Annotated in this window: 18 protein-coding genes and 1 pseudogene; 10 read left to right on the forward strand and 9 right to left on the reverse strand. The window is 64.0% G+C overall.

The window, feature by feature from the left end; genetic code table 11:
- Positions 1-115: 115 nt before the first annotated feature.
- Together AC6I65_RS10230 and AC6I65_RS10235 are read left to right on the forward strand one after the other, a co-directional pair.
- Positions 116-1006, forward strand: a pseudogene (locus AC6I65_RS10230) (magnesium transporter); the annotation flags it as partial.
- A gap of 41 nt (positions 1007-1047) precedes the next feature.
- A complete protein-coding gene (locus AC6I65_RS10235) occupies positions 1048-1122 on the forward strand; it encodes a hypothetical protein (protein ID WP_497903192.1) in 75 nt (24 codons plus the stop codon).
- Between the two features lie 171 nt (positions 1123-1293).
- Here the strand turns inward: AC6I65_RS10235 and hflX are convergent, their stop codons facing one another.
- On the reverse strand, positions 1294-2634 hold the full coding sequence (hflX, locus tag AC6I65_RS10240) for a GTPase HflX (RefSeq protein WP_497901801.1): 1341 nt from the start codon (positions 2632-2634) through the stop codon (positions 1294-1296).
- Between the two features lie 341 nt (positions 2635-2975).
- Between hflX and AC6I65_RS10245 the strand changes: the two genes are divergently transcribed.
- Positions 2976-3854 (forward strand): amidohydrolase family protein, encoded by an 879-nt coding sequence (locus AC6I65_RS10245; RefSeq protein WP_497901802.1) that lies wholly within the window; start codon positions 2976-2978, stop codon positions 3852-3854.
- Between the two features lie 161 nt (positions 3855-4015).
- Positions 4016-4282 (forward strand): hypothetical protein, encoded by a 267-nt coding sequence (locus AC6I65_RS10250; protein WP_497901803.1) that lies wholly within the window; start codon positions 4016-4018, stop codon positions 4280-4282.
- A 65-nt stretch (positions 4283-4347) separates the two neighbouring features.
- Here AC6I65_RS10250 and AC6I65_RS10255 read toward each other — a convergent pair whose 3' ends face one another.
- The 3 genes from AC6I65_RS10255 to AC6I65_RS10265 are packed head-to-tail and all read right to left on the reverse strand — an operon-like array spanning position 4348 to position 6786.
- Positions 4348-5163, reverse strand: coding sequence for a ZIP family metal transporter (locus AC6I65_RS10255; RefSeq protein ID WP_497901804.1), 816 nt, complete (start codon positions 5161-5163; stop codon positions 4348-4350).
- Positions 5164-5193: 30 nt separating this feature from the next.
- On the reverse strand, positions 5194-5910 hold the full coding sequence (locus AC6I65_RS10260) for a DUF502 domain-containing protein (protein WP_312908138.1): 717 nt from the start codon (positions 5908-5910) through the stop codon (positions 5194-5196).
- Between the two features lie 39 nt (positions 5911-5949).
- On the reverse strand, positions 5950-6786 hold the full coding sequence (locus AC6I65_RS10265; RefSeq protein ID WP_497901805.1) for a proline dehydrogenase family protein: 837 nt from the start codon (positions 6784-6786) through the stop codon (positions 5950-5952).
- Between the two features lie 170 nt (positions 6787-6956).
- Between AC6I65_RS10265 and AC6I65_RS10270 the strand changes: the two genes are divergently transcribed.
- On the forward strand, positions 6957-7502 hold the full coding sequence (locus tag AC6I65_RS10270) for a CDP-2,3-bis-(O-geranylgeranyl)-sn-glycerol synthase (RefSeq protein WP_497901806.1): 546 nt from the start codon (positions 6957-6959) through the stop codon (positions 7500-7502).
- 230 nt (positions 7503-7732) lie between these two features.
- Positions 7733-8260 (forward strand): orotate phosphoribosyltransferase, encoded by a 528-nt coding sequence (gene pyrE / locus AC6I65_RS10275; protein ID WP_497901807.1) that lies wholly within the window; start codon positions 7733-7735, stop codon positions 8258-8260.
- Positions 8261-8328: 68 nt separating this feature from the next.
- Here pyrE and AC6I65_RS10280 read toward each other — a convergent pair whose 3' ends face one another.
- The 4 genes from AC6I65_RS10280 to AC6I65_RS10295 all read right to left on the reverse strand — a co-directional run bounded on the left by AC6I65_RS10280 (position 8329) and on the right by AC6I65_RS10295 (position 11114).
- Positions 8329-9048, reverse strand: a complete 720-nt coding sequence (locus AC6I65_RS10280) for a class I SAM-dependent methyltransferase (protein ID WP_497901808.1) — start codon at positions 9046-9048, stop codon at positions 8329-8331.
- A 147-nt stretch (positions 9049-9195) separates the two neighbouring features.
- Positions 9196-9837 (reverse strand): ribulose-1-phosphate aldolase, encoded by a 642-nt coding sequence (locus AC6I65_RS10285; protein ID WP_497903193.1) that lies wholly within the window; start codon positions 9835-9837, stop codon positions 9196-9198.
- Between the two features lie 8 nt (positions 9838-9845).
- Positions 9846-10565: a ribulose-1,5-bisphosphate 5-phosphatase gene (locus AC6I65_RS10290; RefSeq protein ID WP_497901809.1), complete on the reverse strand. Its 720-nt coding sequence runs from the start codon at positions 10563-10565 to the stop codon at positions 9846-9848.
- Positions 10566-10661: 96 nt separating this feature from the next.
- A complete protein-coding gene (locus AC6I65_RS10295; RefSeq protein ID WP_254156588.1) occupies positions 10662-11114 on the reverse strand; it encodes a ferritin-like domain-containing protein in 453 nt (150 codons plus the stop codon).
- Positions 11115-11223: 109 nt separating this feature from the next.
- Between AC6I65_RS10295 and AC6I65_RS10300 the strand changes: the two genes are divergently transcribed.
- The 3 genes from AC6I65_RS10300 to AC6I65_RS10310 all read left to right on the forward strand — a co-directional run bounded on the left by AC6I65_RS10300 (position 11224) and on the right by AC6I65_RS10310 (position 14128).
- On the forward strand, positions 11224-12135 hold the full coding sequence (locus AC6I65_RS10300; RefSeq protein ID WP_497901810.1) for a dihydrodipicolinate synthase family protein: 912 nt from the start codon (positions 11224-11226) through the stop codon (positions 12133-12135).
- A gap of 136 nt (positions 12136-12271) precedes the next feature.
- A complete protein-coding gene (locus tag AC6I65_RS10305) occupies positions 12272-13402 on the forward strand; it encodes an acyl-CoA dehydrogenase family protein (protein WP_497901811.1) in 1131 nt (376 codons plus the stop codon).
- 246 nt (positions 13403-13648) lie between these two features.
- Positions 13649-14128, forward strand: a complete 480-nt coding sequence (locus AC6I65_RS10310; protein WP_497903194.1) for an HAD family hydrolase — start codon at positions 13649-13651, stop codon at positions 14126-14128.
- A gap of 111 nt (positions 14129-14239) precedes the next feature.
- Here the strand turns inward: AC6I65_RS10310 and AC6I65_RS10315 are convergent, their stop codons facing one another.
- Positions 14240-14476 (reverse strand): DUF5822 domain-containing protein, encoded by a 237-nt coding sequence (locus tag AC6I65_RS10315; protein WP_497901812.1) that lies wholly within the window; start codon positions 14474-14476, stop codon positions 14240-14242.
- 126 nt (positions 14477-14602) lie between these two features.
- Here AC6I65_RS10315 and AC6I65_RS10320 point away from each other — a divergent pair, with 126 nt between their 5' ends.
- Positions 14603-16318, forward strand: a complete 1716-nt coding sequence (locus tag AC6I65_RS10320) for a sensor histidine kinase (RefSeq protein ID WP_497901813.1) — start codon at positions 14603-14605, stop codon at positions 16316-16318.
- Positions 16319-16344 lie beyond the last annotated feature (26 nt).

Consider the following 16344-nt stretch of genomic DNA (forward strand, 5'->3'; position numbering starts at 1 on the left):
CTCCAGGTGGTGTTAGGATTGGTGTGCGAATTCGGCTATCGACTATAATTTAGGGGTTGATCTGTACGCTCCGTGTATATCCCAGCATTCTACAGACGTTCAGGAGACGATTGCGATGTCTTCTTCGCCGTCTAATCCCTTTACTGCTCTGCCACGGACGGAGTGGCGGGACGTCTTCTTTGGACTTCCGGACGAGGTACAAGAAGTCCTCGTCGTGGATATGAGTCGGTCGGAACTGGAGACCTTTATCGACCGACTCGACCCAGACGAGGTGACCGAGGTTATCAGATACACCGATGAAGAGACACGTGAGGCGCTCCTCGCTACGCTCGATAACCAGCGCCGCGAGAAAATCGATTTTTTGCTCTCGTTCGACCCAGAAAGTGCAGCTGGGCTGATGAGCCTCGATTACGTTACCGTCGACGAAACCCGCCAATTCTCCGAAGTGACCGAGCGGGTTCGTCAATTCGAAGAGCGAACGGGACGTGTTCCGACGATTTTCGTTACCGATGATGGTAGATTACAAGGTGAACTCCCCGGCGCGGCACTGTCGATAGCTGATACCGTCACCGAAACAGTTAGCGACTACGTACAGGAGACGCCACACGTCCGCTACGACCACGATGACGAAGAGGTGATCGAGATTTTCAGCCAAAACCGCGAGCACGCCGTCGCCGTACTCGACGAAGAGGACGACATTCTCGGAGTGATATACGCCGAGGACTTGTTGCAACTGCTCGAAGAGGCGCGGGGGGAAACGCTCTATGACTTCACTGGCGTCGCAGAAGAGGAGAGCGTCCTCGACGGTCCAGGAGCGAAGATACGGAGGCGGTACAAGTGGCTGATCCTCAACCTTGGAACTGCGTTTATGGCTGCAGCGGTCGTTGGACTGTTCGAGTCCACCATTGCCGCCGTCGCTATTCTGGCAGCGTACATGCCAGTCGTTGCTGGGATGGGCGGGAACGCTGGGACGCAGGCGATGGCAGTCACCGTTCGCGGAATTACGAACGCCTGAGCGAGCACGGTGTCGAGTTCACTCAGGAGCCGATGACCGCCGGGGACGTTACGATGGCCGTCTTCGACGACACGTGCGGGAACCTCATTCAAATCGTGCAGCAGTGAGCTGAACGGTGAAACCAGACCAACTGAATCCAAATGTGGACGTACGCCTGGGAAGCCTCGTGAGCGCGTATTCCGCGCTACAGCGATACGATACTGAAGGAGGATTTCGACAGGGGCAAGCGCTTCATCTCGAGCCCGTGCCAGAAGAGGATCTGTGCCGAACGCGATCAGTCAGACCTCCGCCGCCTGGAGGTCACTCGCTCGAGACCGTGCCTGGTCGATCACTGCAGGCCGGGCCAGGAACGAGATTACCACGTCGTCGTCGCCGTAGGTCACGTCGTCGACGCTGGCGTGGTCGTGGATCCAGGACACGAGGCTCATCGTGTCGTCCGTCATCGGCACCACGAGGCGCTCGCGCTCCCATTCGGGGAGCTCTTCGTCGATCCGCTCGAGCAGGGCGTCGACGTTGCTCCCTTCTTGGGCGCTGACGGCGACCGGATTCGGTGCCAGCGCCAAGAGTGTCTCGCGTTTCTCGGCGAGGTCCTCGTCGCTGACGCGATCGATCTTGTTGAGGACGGTGACGATGGGCGCCTCGTTGCGCTCGTAGAGCGTGTCGTGGCTAGTGACAAGTTTCTCGTGGATCTCCTCGACCGGTTCGCTCACGTCGACGACGAGCAAAACGAGGTCGGCCCGGTAGACCGAATCGAGGGTCGACTTGAACGACTCGACGAGCCAATGGGGCAGGTCGCTGATGAACCCGACCGTGTCGGTCACGAGCACGTTCCGGGGCTCGATGTCCGCCCGTCGAGTCGTGGTCCCCAGGGTCGTGAACAGCCTGTCCTGGGACTCTGCCGTCGCGTCGAGGTCCGGGTGGAGGCCCTCGTTCTCCTCGACCTCGAGATCGCGCGCCAGGCGTCGGAGCAGCGTCGACTTCCCGGCGTTGGTGTATCCCGCCAGCGCGACGAGGTCGAATCCGGAGTCGCGTCGGCGTTCGCGGCGCTGTTCCTCGGTCTGCTCGATCTGGGCCAGTTCGTCCCTGATCCGGCTGATCTGGTCTTTGATGTCCTGCTCGCGGCTCTCGTCGTACTCGCCGAGTCCCATGAAGCCGGGGTGTTCGTCCCGTTTGGCGAGGCTCGCCTTCGCCTCGACGCGCGGGAGTTCGTAGCGGAGTTCGGCGAGTTCGACCTGAAGCTGTGCCTTTCGGGTCTGGGCGCGCTGGCCGAATATCTCGAGGATCAGGGTGAACCGGTCCATGACCGTGACGCCCTCGGGCAGGAGCTGTCCGAGGTTGTACGTCTGGTAGGGCCCGAGCCGGTTGTCGAAGATGACCGTCCCGGCGTCGGTCCGTCGAACCGCCTCCGCCAGCTCGTTCGCCTTCCCCTCGCCTAGCTGGAGGGCGGCATCCGCCGTCCTGGTCTGAGTGACTTCGTCGACGACGGTGTACCCGGCCGCGCGGGCGAGGTCCGAAATCTCCTCGGTGTCGGGCACGCCGGAGTCGACGCGTTTGGCGACGATCGCCCGTTCGTCCGCCGCCGCGTCCGCACTCGTCCGTTCGTGTGTGCGTTCGTTCATACGAGTAGCTGATCGTGGTCGATAGAGGCGTCGACGCGATTCGAACGCTCGAGTGGGCGCTCGGACGGACGCAGGAATGAGCGCTCGGGCTGACACTCGAACGAGCAGTCGAGCGAGCGCGCAAGTAAACGCTCGCGAACGCGATCGACGAGGACGCGCCTCGAAGCGCCGTCTCTCGAATCCGCCCAGTACCTGACCACGTCAGGGATGCCGGCCGGTCACCTCGGTTAACTGGTCGCGAATCATACCTCACCTACGTCGGGAAGGGTCTTGAATGCGGTGGCGCCCGCCTGTCAGCGCGAACCGGCGCCGTTTTTACGGCCGCAAGCGGAAAGTCGGGTATGACGCTTCCGGCAGCACTCGAGGCCGCCGACGGGCCGCGAGCGATCGACACCCACGCTCACCAACCGACCAGCGAGTTCCTCCACGACGCGGGCGGGGAGATGATGCGCGACGCGGCCGACCGATTCGGGGCCGACCTCGAGACCGACACCTACGAGAACATGATCGAGGAGTACCGCGAGGCGGGCGTCGGGCGGACGGTCCTCCTCGGGTGGGACGCCGAGACCAATACCGGCAATCCGCCGGTGCCCAACGACTACGTCGCCGAGGTTCGAGACACGTACTCGGATTTCTTCGTCGGCTTCGGCTCGGTCGACCCGCTCAAGGACGACTGCGTCGAGGAGGCGATCCGCTGCGTTGAGGACCTCGACCTCTCGGGATTCAAGTTCCAGCAGATCGCCCAGGGCTTCGACCCCTCCGATCCAGAACACGAGGAGCTGTGGGCGACCATCGAGGACCTGGGCGTCCCGGTAGTCTTTCACGGTGGGAACTCGACGCTGGGGGCCTGCTCGCCCGGCGGCCGCGGCCTCAAGATCAAGTACGGCAATCCGATGCTGATCGACGACGTGGCAGCGAACTACCCCGACCTCCAGATCCTGATCGCGCATCCGGCGTTCCCCTGGGAACAGGAGCAACTGGCCATCTGCCAGCAGAAGGGCAACGTCTACATGGACCTCTCGGGGTGGATGCCCCGCTACATCGACGACCAGGTGCTCCACTACGCGAAGTCCCTGCTGAAGGACAAGGTCATGTTCGGCACCGACTACCCGATGCTCGAGCCCAAGCCCTGGCTCGAGCAGTTCGCCGAACTTGATTTCCCCGAGGACGTGCAGCGAAAACTCCTCTGGGAGAATGCCGAGTCGTTCCTGGGTCTCTAGTGGGCGGCCTGAACCTCGAGTGAGCGACCGGGGTCTCGAGTGAGCGGTTCGGGGAAGGTGGACGTACTCGACGGGCGAGAGCGTCGTGAACTGAAAACGACGATACCTCTCGAACTGAGAACGAGGACAACTGTTGTATGTGCGCCTCGAGTACGTGTGTTATGTTCGTGCCGTACTGGTCGTTCGGCCCCTCGTTCGGCCATCCATTCAGCCGCTCGCTCGAGCACGCCCCCGCCACCATCCCCGGCCCGCCGGAACTCGAGATTGCCCTCTTCGTCCTGGTCGCGATGGTCGTTATTCCGGCGATCATGCTCGGACTCGTTCTGGTGATCGTCCGGCGACGAGCCCCGGGGCTTGAGGAGATCCAGGCGTCGATGGACGCCGAAGCAGACCACTCCGAGACCGACGCTTCCGCCGATCGGGACTAGCGGGATGGGATGTCGGCGTGGTCGTCTCCAATTCGCCCCCGTCGTAGCGCCACTCGAACTGGAAGTCACACCGCCAGGACGGTGTCGACGACCAGCATCACCGAAAATCCGGCGAGAAACGCCATCGTCGCCGTGTCCGCGTAGCCGTGGCCGTGACTCGAGGGGATGAGTTCGCGGAACACGACCGCGATCATCGCGCCGGCGGCGAAGCCCGCCGCGATCGGGAAGATGCCGGTGACGACCGCCACGAGAGCGAAGCCGACCGCGGCCGCGATCGGTTCGGGAAGGCCGCCCGAGAGCGTGGTGTAAAGAATCGTCTTCGGGGTAGAGACTCCGGCTCTGATGGCCGGAATCGCCATCGCGAATCCGTCGGGGACGTTCTGGACGGCGATGGCCGTCGCGATCGCGAGTCCCAGTCCCGCCTCCCCGCTGGCGAAGGCGATGCCCACGGCGAGTCCTTCGGGGACGTTGTGGATCGTGACGGTCGCGCCGACGAGCAACGCCCGCCGGCGGTCGTCGTCCATCGCCGCCCGTTCGGCCGCGGCCTCGTCGCTCTGGAGTAGGGCGATTCCCTCCATTCCGCTGGCTTCGTCCCGGAATCCGGTGTTGATGTGGAGGTGGGGAAGCGCAGCGTTGACGACGAGCAAGAAGGCCCCGCCGGCGACGATGCCGGTGACGACCTCGAGCGGCGAGCCGAGGTTGAGACCGGGGATGATCAGCGCGAAGACGGCCGCGCCGACCATGACGCCGGCGGCGAACCCCAGCGAACTGTCGTAGACGCTGTGGCTCACCCGGTCGGTGTAGACCGTCGGCAGCGCACCGATTCCGGTCGCACAACCGGCGAGCGTCGCGATTACGAGGACCTCGGAGAGCGTCGACATAGGTGTGATCTGTCCGGAATCGGCTCGGTTTCAGTCGTTCGCCTCGGACGGTTGGTCGGAGTCGGGCTCGAAGTGCTGTGCAACGCGTTCGTCGACGACGTCGATGGAGATGCCGGCGTCCATGCCCCGATCTGCGTCGCCGAACCCGGCGCTGAGCACCCGGGTCAGGGCGTCTTCGACGTCCTCGTCGAGTTCGGTGATGCGGTCGGTTTCAACCTCGATGACGAACCCCGTCGTGATGTTCGGGGAGGTCGGCAAGAAGAGCACTTCGCGGCCGTCGTCGGCCGTTTTTCCGGTCTTGAACGCCGTCATTCGCGCCCCGTTCCAGGTCTCGATCTTGACCGGCTTCTGCAGCGATTCCTGCTCCCCGAAGGCGGTTTCGGCGGCCATCTTCGAGGCGTTGTAGACGACCCGGAGGCCAGGCACGCGGTTGGCGACGTTGTCCAGGACGCGTTCGACCAGACCGCCGATCGTCGTTCGCATCAGGTACCCCATCGAGAGCGTGAGGATGATGAGCACCGTGAGGACGATGACGACACGCAGGAACTGTGCGACCTGTTCGCGGGTTCGGGCCGCACCCTCGAACGCGCCGTCCGGAATGAGCCATCGGAGCACGTTGGCGTCGAGGATCAACTCCGGGGTGACCCCCGCGATGATCCCGTAGAGCCAGTAGAGGAGGTAGAGGGTGATGAGAATGGGACCGAGAACGACGAGGCCGCTCGCAAAGTCCCGCTTCCACGAGGTCATGTGCTGTGGGTCACACTACGGGGTTATCAGCCCTTCCCTTTACCGGTCGAGGATCGCCCGCAGGGCGAAAAACAGGTTCTCCTTGCGTTCCATGACCCGTCGGTAGAAGTACGACTTCCACCGGCCACCGTAGGGAACGTACTGCCACATCTTGTACTCCGCCGCGAGTTCCTCCTGGGCGTCCTCGCGAACGCCCATGAGCATCTGGAGTTCGAAGTCGGTCCCGTACTCCTCGTGGAGGTCGATGGCGTGCTCGATCATCGCCGGATCGTGACTGCCGACGGCGACGCCGTCCTCGAAGTGTTCGAAGGCGTACTCGAGCAACTCCCGATAGGCGCGATTGACGGCCGCTTTGTCCTTGTAAGCGATTTCGGCCGGTTCGTCGTAGGCCCCCTTGACGAATCGAACCTTTCCTGGCAGGTCGGCGAGGCGTTCGACGTCTTCGCGAGTCCGCTCGAGGTTCGCCTGCACGCAGACGCCGACGTTGCCGTCGTAGGTCGTCGTCATCGCCTCGAAGGCGTCGAGGGTGACGTCAGTCGTCGTGTGATCCTCCATGTCGATCCAGACGAACACGTCTCGATCTGTGGCCTCCGCGACAATTTCCTCGAGCAGGTCGCGAAAGACGTCCTCGCCCACGTCGAGGCCGATCTGGGAGGGTTTGACCGAGATGCAGGCCTCGAGACTCGAGTCGCCGATGTCCGCGACGAGCGATCGGTACTCGGCCGCGTCGGCCGCCGCCGGCGACCGGGAGTCGTAGTGTTCGCCGAGCAGGTTGACGATGGCGTTGATGTTCCGGTCGTTCAGGGTCCGCACGTGCTCGAGGGCCGTTGCGGGTGACTCCCCGGCGACGAACCGATTCGCGATGGGCGGGATCATAATCGAACGTGTGTCCCCCTCTTATTTGGCAGTTTGTGATTCGTCTTCGTTGAGGGATCGTCACCTGTAACCGTTATCGACGTGCCTGCGACCGTCTTCGGTCATCGATGCCTCCGGCCGGCACGCGAGAACCACCAGCGGTTAAGAGCCACCGGTGCATCGAGGGTGACATGGCAGTACTCGAGACGATCGTAGTCGCGTTCTGGGCGATGGTGCCCGCGTACGTGCCGAACAACGCGGCGGTGCTCGCCGGCGGCGGTCGGCCGATCGACGGCGGTCGAACCCTCAACAGTAAGCGACTGCTAGGCGACGGCAAGACCTGGCGGGGAACGGCGGTGGGGACGACGATCGGCCTGATCCTGGCGGCGGTGTTGACGCTAATCGCCAGTGACGCGAGTGCCGCGCTCGACTTCGAGGTGCCGACGTTCACGCCGCTCGCGGCGCTCGGACTCGCCGGCGGGGCGATGCTCGGGGACATTCTCGCGTCGTTTCTCAAGCGTCGAACGGGCCGGGACCGCGGGGCGATGTTTCCCGTCGTCGACCAGCTGGATTTCGTCATCGTCTCGCTCCCGGTGACGGCCCTGCTCGACATCGACTGGTTCCTGTCCGTATTCACATGGGAAGTCATCCTCGTCGTCGTCGTCATTACGCCGCTGTTGCACGTCTCGACGAATATGATCGCGTACAGACTCGGGTTGAAGGACGAGCCCTGGTAGCGAGTCGCGTCCAGCTCTTCGGGTCGGCCGCTCGAGTGCCGGCCTCGAGTTTCGACTTGTGAGTCAACTTGGAGTGCCGGCCTCGAGTGTTGCCCCTACGAGTCAACTCCGGACGTGCATCCGACCGCAAATACACTCCTCGACCTCCGAACGTGCATCTGACCTCGAGCCCCTTCGGCCACGAGCGCGCATCACATCGTTTATTTCGATTCGCCGCCCCACTCTCGCCAATGACGAACCAGGCACTCATCGACGCGCTCCGGGACGCCGACGCGGTTCGATACGGCGAGTTCGAACTCTCCCACGGCGGCACCAGCGACTACTACGTCGACAAGTACCTCTTCGAAACCGACCCACGCTGTCTCGAGTTGATCGCCGAGGCCTTCGCCGAGCGACTCGAGGCCGACGCGAAACTCGGCGGGGTCGCCCTCGGCGGCGTCCCGCTGGCGGCTGCGACGAGCGTCGCCGCGGACGTTCCCTACGTCATCGCCCGGAAACAGCGCAAGGACTACGGGACGGCGAACCTGATCGAGGGCCGACTCGAGGAGGGCGAGGAAGTCGTCGTCGTCGAGGACATCGTCACGACGGGGACGAGCCTGGTGGAGGCGGTCGAGGCGCTACGCGAGGCGGGTGCGACGGTCGAGCGCGCGCTCGTCGTCGTGGACCGGCAGGAAGGCGGCCGCGAGAACGTCGAAGCCGCGGGCCTCGAGATGAAGGCGCTGGTGACGGCGGAGGAGTTGCTGGCCGACCGCGACTGAGCGGTTCTCGAGCGGTGGCCTCGACAGAGCGTCGAAAACGGATCAATTGCGATAACTCCGGTAGCTCGTTATTCGGGTTTCGACGCCCGAACACACAGGAACGTCGGGTATCTCAATCGTTTCTCGTACGATTCTGGCTTTTTCTCTCTGAAGGACTCTCTCGGCTTCGGCTCGACCAGTTCGTCCAGTTGGAACCCGGTTTCGACGAGCGGGTTGACGACTTCAGAAAAGGGCCGACGATAGAAGGGGACCTCAATGTCCTCGCCGGAGGCGGACCACGTCATCCGTTCCCGTTCGACGTCGAAGTAGTTCTCGGCCTCGAACGCGATGTACTCATCGACTGGATGTTGTGCCGAAAACACGAGGAATCCACCTGGTCGGAGGATGCGAGCGAACTCCGCGAAGGGCTGTCGCCAGTCTTCGACGTAATGGAGCGAAAGGCCGCAGATGACACCGTCGAACGTCCCGTCGTCGGCGAACTCGAGAGGCGACATGATGTCGGCCCGGCGAATTTCTGCTCGGTCGCCGATTCGTCGTCTCGCCTGTTCGAGCATCTCGGTGTTCCTGTCGACAGCGAGAACGTCCGCTCCCCTCTCGGCCAACCACGCTGCGTACCGACCGTGTCCACAACCCGCATCCAGGACTCGTTTGCCTGCGACGTTTGGAACGAGTTCCGTCGTCGCAGGAAACTCCAGATCCGCACAGTACGGGTCCTCTTCTTGCGTCTCGTACGTCTCCGCCAGTTTGTCGTATGCGTCCTCCACAGTGGGACTCTGGTCGGGGGGCATGAACACGTTCGTGTGCCTCCTTCGAAGTAATCGTTGTGATTCCAATTTCGAATCACTACCTATCCGTAACGAGCAATGACAACAAGGCTGGTAGGTCAGCAGGTCGTCGAATGAAACGGCAAACTGTTATCGAACGCCCGATGCTCGCTATTGCTGGCCATAGGACTCGAACTTCGCGAGCACTGTCTCCAGTTGCTCGTCGGTAAGTCGCTGGGGCTCGAGGCCGGCCGAGCGAGCTTCCAGATAAATCCTGGCGAGGCTCTCGACGTGGGCCGTGTTCTCGAGGGCCGTCTCGAGGTCCGGCGCGGTGACGACGAGGCCGTGGTTCTCGATGAGGCTCGCGGTGGCGTCGGCCTCGCGCATTGCGGTGACGATGTTCTCGGCCAGCGCGTCGGTGCCGTAGGGGGCGTACTCGGCGACCGGCACGCGCTTGCCGACGGCGACGATCATGTAGTGAATCGGCGGCAGGGGTTCGTCGGCGATCGCCAGCGTCGTCGACCACGGCGAGTGGGTGTGGACGATGGCGCCCACGTCCTCGCGGCGGTAGATGGCGCTGTGCATCGGCACCTCGCTGCTGGGTTTCATCGCCCCGTCGCGGTGCTCGCCGTCGACGCCGACGACCGGCACGTCGTCAACGTCGAACGCGTCGTAGGGGACGCCCGTCGGCGTGATCGCGAAGGCGTCGCCGTCGCCGCCGCGGACACTCAAATTGCCGGTTCGGCCGGGGGTCAGCGACGCGAGGTCGCTCGCGTGCTCGACCACCTGCTCGCGCTGGGTCTCGAGGATCACGTTCTCAGTCACAGTAACAGGTCCGTTAGGTCGCCGAAGTGATCTATCCTGTGGTCCGGAATTCGGTCGTCGATTTCAGAGGGATCGGAATCGTCCGGCTCCTCGCCCGCAGCGTCGAACAACACCGTCTCGAGACCGATCGCGTTTCCGCCGACGACGTCCGAGTGGATCGAATCGCCGACCATCACCGCATCGCTCGGGTGACACTCGAGTCGAGCCAGCGGGTAGGTGAACATGGCCGAGGCGGGTTTTTCTTGACCAAGTTCCTCGGAGGTTACGAGCAAGTCGATGGCGTCCGCGAGGTCCAACCGCTCGATCTTGCGGAGTTGAATCCGGGTGGTGAGGTTCGTGACGATTCCCACGTCGACGCCGGCCTCGCGCAAGGTCGAGAGCGTCTCCCGGACGCCCGAATGAAGCGCCATCGCCTCGAGGTACCCCTCCCAGTAGGCGTCGCCCAGGGCCAGCGCGTCCGACGGTCGGGGCTCGCCCGTGCGGCGCTCGAGCGCGCGCTTGAAGTACAGCAGGCGGTTGTGCGACGCCGCGGTCCCCGCGAGGTCGCGTTTCACGTCGCGGCGACCGGATTGGTAGAACGCCTCGAATTCCGTGTCGTCGAAGTCGTAGCCGCGGTCCAGGGCGGCCTCGTGAGCGGCGTTTTTTCCCGCCCCGTTACACGGTTCGTAGGGGTAGAACGTGTCGTCGAAGTCGAAGAGCACGGCGTCGACGGTCATAGGTGACCTGCTCGGGCATCGGTAAAACACGTGTCGGTCCGATCGACTCGTTTCGAGTGTCGATTCTCGAGTCGTTCGCGACGACGTCGAAGCCGATCAGTCGTTCGGGAACTCCTTCTGGAACCCGCGGAACTCCGTCCGGTGGGCCTCCTCGTCCGCCAGAATCGTCACGGCGACGTCCTCCGTGACCGGGTCGTTCGCCTCGCCCGCCGCCTCGAACAGCGCGCGATAGGTCTCGATGGCGTCCTCTTCGGCCTCCAGGACGCCCTCGATGACGGACTGGACGTCGGTCGTGTCCTCGGGCGGCTGGAGGCTCGACTGGCGGGCCTCGAACTCCATCGATCCCGGCGGGGACTCGTCGAGTTGCTTCAGCCGGTTGCCGAGCATCCGCGCGTGCTCGAGTTCCTCCTCGACGTCCGCCTCGAGGCTCTCTTTGACCTCCTCGGCGTGGACGCCGTCGAGGACGATCGCGTTCGTCAGGTAGTTCATCACGGTCTCGAGTTCGTCGATGTATGCCTTCGTCAGTAGTTCGGTGACCTCGTCTGCCATAGCCGGTTCTATCACGAACGCCCGTATAAAGCTGACACCGGCATCGCTCGCGCCGGAAGCCCTGCCGGCATCGCCGTCCTTTATAGCCGTGCCGGACTGAGTTGCGGGTATGTCGAATCACGATCCTGGAACGGCGGACCCGCTCTCGGTCCACGGCGTCGTTCCCCCGACGGTCACGGCGTTTCACGAGGACGAGTCGGTCGACTACGAGACCACGGCGGCCCACGCCCGGTTCGTCGTCGACGGCGGCGCCCACGGCGTGTTTCCGCTCGGGACGAACGGCGAGTTCCCCCTGCTGACCGCCGACGAACAACGGGGCGTGGTCGAAGCGGTGGTCGAGGAGATCAACGGTGAGGTGCCCGTGATCGCGGGCGTCGGCGCACCGAGCACTCACGAGACGGTCCAGCACGCAACCCACGCCGAGCGCGTCGGCGTCGACGGCCTGGTCGTCGTGACGCCGTACTACTACCCGGTCGACCACGACGCTGCCCTCCAGCACTACCGTCGGGTGGCCGAGGCGACGGACCTCCCGATCTACATCTATCACATCCCGAGTAAAACGGGGAACGCCATCTCCCGGTCGACCCTCGACGAACTGGCGAAGATCGACGGAATCGCGGGTCTCAAGGACTCGAGCAAGGACGTCCCGTGGCTCGCCCAGTCGATCGACGCTCACCCCGAACTGACATTCCTCTCCGGATCGGACTCGCTGCTCTTCCCCGGCCTCGAGATCGGTTGTTCGGGCATGGTGAGCGCGGTCGCGAACGTCTTTCCCGAACTCGTGGTCGACCTCTACGAGGCCTACGACGCTGGCGAGGAGGACCGCGCCCGTGAACTCCAGAGTCGCGTCTACGACGTCCGGGACGCGCTCAAGACCGGCGGTGCGTACATGTCGGGCGTCAAAACCGCGCTCCGGCTTCGTGGATTCGACGCAGGACCGCTCCGGAGTCCGCTGCGGCTGAAAGACGAGGCGAGTACGGCGGAGCTCGAGACCGAACTCGAGGCGCTGGACCTGCTGTAGGAGACTCGCCGGGTTCCTCGTCGCCCGCGTTCGTCGGAGGTTGGTTCGCTGCCGATCGGCGGGAAGAGGAGAGGGGAGAAGGAAGCGAGGAACGCAAACCGGAGGCATTTTTTGCCGTTGCCACGGATCACGAGGCATGGAACTCACGGCCGAGCAGGAGGCGGTCAGGGATGTGGTGCACGAGTTCGCCCTCGAGGAGATCCGGCCGACGGCACTCGAGGCCGACGAGACGGAGACGTTCCCGGAGGACGTCTGGGACGGCCTCGCGGATATGGACCTGACGAGTCTGACGGTTCCGGAGGAATACGGCGGGTACGATGCCGATCCGATCACCTACGCCATCGTCAACGAGGAGGTCGCCTACGGGATGCTGGCGGTGGCGACGGCCCTCTCGGTCCACTGTCTGGCGACCTCGTGTATCGCCACGTTCGCCGACGACGAGCAGAAGGATCGCTGGCTACCGGAGATGGCTACCGGGCGACCGGTCGGCGCCTTCGCCCTCTCGGAGCCACACGCCGGGTCGAACCCAGCCGAGATGACGACCGAGGCCGTCAGAGACGGGGACGAGTACGTCATCAACGGCGACAAGCAGTGGATCACGAACGGCCAGCGAGCAGGCGTGATCGTCCTCTTCGCGAAGACCGATCGAAACGACCCCTCGACGGTCACGCAGTTCCTGGTTCCCGCCGACGCGGACGGACTCACCGTGGGCGAGAAGGAGGACAAACTCGGACTCAGGGCGAGCGACACGACGGGACTCCACTTCGACGACGTTCGAATCCCGGCCGAGAATCGGTTGACCGAGGAGGGGCGGGGGCTCTCTGCGGCCTTCGAAATCCTGACCGGCGGCCGCGTCGCCATCGCCGCCCAGTCGGTCGGACTCGCCCAGAGCGCCCTCGACGAGGCCATCGCCTACAGCCAGGAGCGCGAGCAGTTCGACCAACCGATCGGCGACATCCAGTCGATCAGGCACAAGCTCGCGGAGGTGTCGACCAGAATCGAGGCCTCGCGCCTGCTCACGCGGGAAGCGGCCCGCAAGCGAGCCGCGAACGAGGGCGACGCGGCGATGTTCGCGAGCATGGCAAAGTACTTCGCCAGCGAGTCGGCGATGTCCGTCACCAACGAGGCCGTCCAGATCCACGGCGGCTACGGCTACGTGACCGAAGGCGAGGTCGAGCGCCTCTACCGGGACGCCAAAATCACCGAGATCTACGAGGGGACGACCGAGATACAAAAGAAGATCATCGCCCGTCACCTGCTCGAGTAGCCTCTGACTTGGCCTCGAGGCGTTCCCCCAGCGTTCTCGAGTAGCCTTCACAGCCCTCAAGGCGTTCTCCTGGCGGTTCCGAATGGCCGTCGAGTAGCCCTCGAGCACCCCTCGAAACACCGTTCTCGATCCAGGGTGCCGGCGGCGACCGAAGCCACTATCCCCCTCTCGTTCCTCTCGTCGTTCGTGAACGCCGATGGATACGACGCGGTCGTCTACGACCTCGACGGGACGCTCGTCCACCTCATGGTCGACTGGGCCGTAGTCACCCGAGACGTACGCGAGGTGTACCTCGCGGCGGACGTCAACCCGCCGGAATCCAACCTGTGGTCGCTGTTGGCCAGTGCGCCCGACGTCGGACTCGCGGCCGAAGTCGAGTCGACGATCGCCGACCACGAACGCGAGGGTGCGCGCCGATCCACGCGACTGGCTCACGCCAACGACCTCGAGCGGCGAGCCGAGTCCGTCCCTGTCGGCGTCTGTTCGCTTAACTGCGAAGCGGCGTGTCGAATCGCTCTCGAGGAACACGGGCTCGCGTCTGCCGTCGACACTGTCGTCGGCCGAGACACCGTCGAGACGCGAAAACCCCACCCGGACCCATTGCTCACGGTGATCGACACGCTCGAGTCGGTACCCTCGCGGACGCTCTTCATTGGCGACTCTCCGCGCGACGAAGAGACGGCGAACCGAGCGGGTGCGAGATTTCAGTACGTCGACGGTCAGTAGCCCTCGAGGTCGACGGTCGGTAGCCCCCGAGGTCGACGGTTTGCGCAGAGGGAAGTCGGCAAAATACGGATGGGAAAGGTCCAGACAGCCTGCCGACCCTGCACCGACAGCCTACCGACCCTGCACTCGCTTCGCATAGACGAAGACGGCGAGCGCGGTGAAGACCCAGACGACAGCGCCGACCCGGATGGCGAACTCCGCTCGAGCGTTCCACGTCGGCAGGTCGACAGTCGTGGACGCGAGGGCGACGAGCGGGGCACCGACTACGATCGTCGTGACGAACGTGACTTGCATCACCCAGCCGTAATCGACGCCCTCCGGGGAACTCGTCTCGACGCGTTGAGGCACACGCGGACGTCTCGAGTGAGCGGGCTTAACGATACTGGCTTCGCCCTTCTTCCTCGGACGGCCAGCGGGTTCATGTGGTGGCGGTGAATCGTATCGGTATGAAGGCGACTCCGGCCGGGGCCCCGGATGAGTGAACAGCGAATCGCGTACGTGATCGCGCTTCTCGTCGCAGCGATGCTTTCGGCCGGCGTCGCATTGTACGCCCTTCGGAGCCGCTCTGAACGTAGCGACCGACTGCCGACGTTACTGGCGGCGATGATGTCGGTGATCGGCGTCTGGGCGCTCGGATCGCTAGGGGCGTACACGAGCGTGAGCGAGTCAGTGACCTGGTTCTGGATTGGCGTGAGCTACCTCTCGACGTTCGCGCTACCCCTGACCTGGTTCGCCTTCGCTGCCCAGTACGCGGGGTACGGGCGACACCTCACCCGGCGGACGATTGGCTGGCTCGCTGCTGTTCCGGCGTTCGCGTTCCTGGCGATGCTGACGAATCGATACCACGGCTGGTTCATGACTGACGTCGGTCTCGGTGAGGGACGCGTCTTCATCACCTTCACTGCCGGGTGGGCGTACGACCTCCACCTCGTCTACGCGTACGGCCTGGTTCTCGCCGGAATCGCCCTCGTTTCACACGTTGCCTACACCTCCCGTCGACTCTACCGAAAACAGGCGGCCGTCATCGTCACCGCCGTGCTCATTCCGTTCCTGGTGAACGTCTTCTACACGCAGGTAACCGGATCCGAGATGGTCAACTGGACACCCGTTGCGTTCGCCGTTACCGGCGCGGCCATCGCCGGAAGCATCTTTCGCTATCAATTGCTCGAGATCGTACCAGTCGCCCGGGAATCCGTCGTCGAGACGATGCGCGACGGCGTCATCGTGCTCGACGGACAGGGGCGCATTGTCGACGTGAACGCGACGGCCGAGCGCATGCTCGAGGGGTCCAACCCTGATGCAGACCTCATCGGCGCATCTGCCAACCGAGTCCGACTCGGCACCGAAACTGTCGAAGCGATCGTCGAAACCGGTCGTGACGAACTCGCCATCGAACGGGCGGGAACCACACAGCACGTAGCTATTCGAAGCGAACCGATCACGACCGGGTCGGACGCCACGCTGGTGATGATCCAGGACGTGACCCACCGACGGCAACACGAACGCGAACTCGAGCGGACGAACGCTCGCCTCGACGAGTTCGCGAGCGTCGTCAGTCACGACCTCCGGAACCCCCTGAACGTCGCGGCCGGGTATCTCGACATCCTCGAGTCGTCCGTCGACGAGGACGAACGGGAGACCCTCGACGTCGTTCGAACGCAACACGACCGAATGCAGGCGATCATCGACGACGCGTTGACCCTGGCACGGGAGGGATCGACCGTCGACGAAACCGAGACCGAGACGCTGTCGCTCGAGGCCGTCGCCCGCGAGGCCTGGGATGGCGTCGACACGGGTGCGGCGACGCTGACGGTCGTCGACGATCGGCCGCTCGAGGCTGATCGAGATCGATTGCTTCGGGTCCTCGAGAATCTCTTTCGGAACTGTGTAGAACACGCCGGACCGACGGTATCGGTCGCAGTCGGCTCGAGCGACGAGGGCTTCTACGTCGTCGACGACGGGCCCGGAATACCACCGGAGGAACGGGAACGCGTGTTCGATTCGGGGTATTCGACCGGGGCAGATGGAACGGGCTTCGGGCTCTCGATCGTTACCCAGATCGCCGACGCACACGGCTGGACCGTCGAGTGTAGCGAACGCGGACGAAACGGGTTCGACGGCGCCTGCTTCGAGTTCTCGGTTCGGAACTCGGTTGACCGTCTCGAGCCCGCTCTGGCCCAGAAACAGTGACGTTTACTCGCTCGAGGGCGACCGTC

The sequence above is a fragment of the Natronosalvus sp. KLKA75 genome (assembly GCF_059736265.1).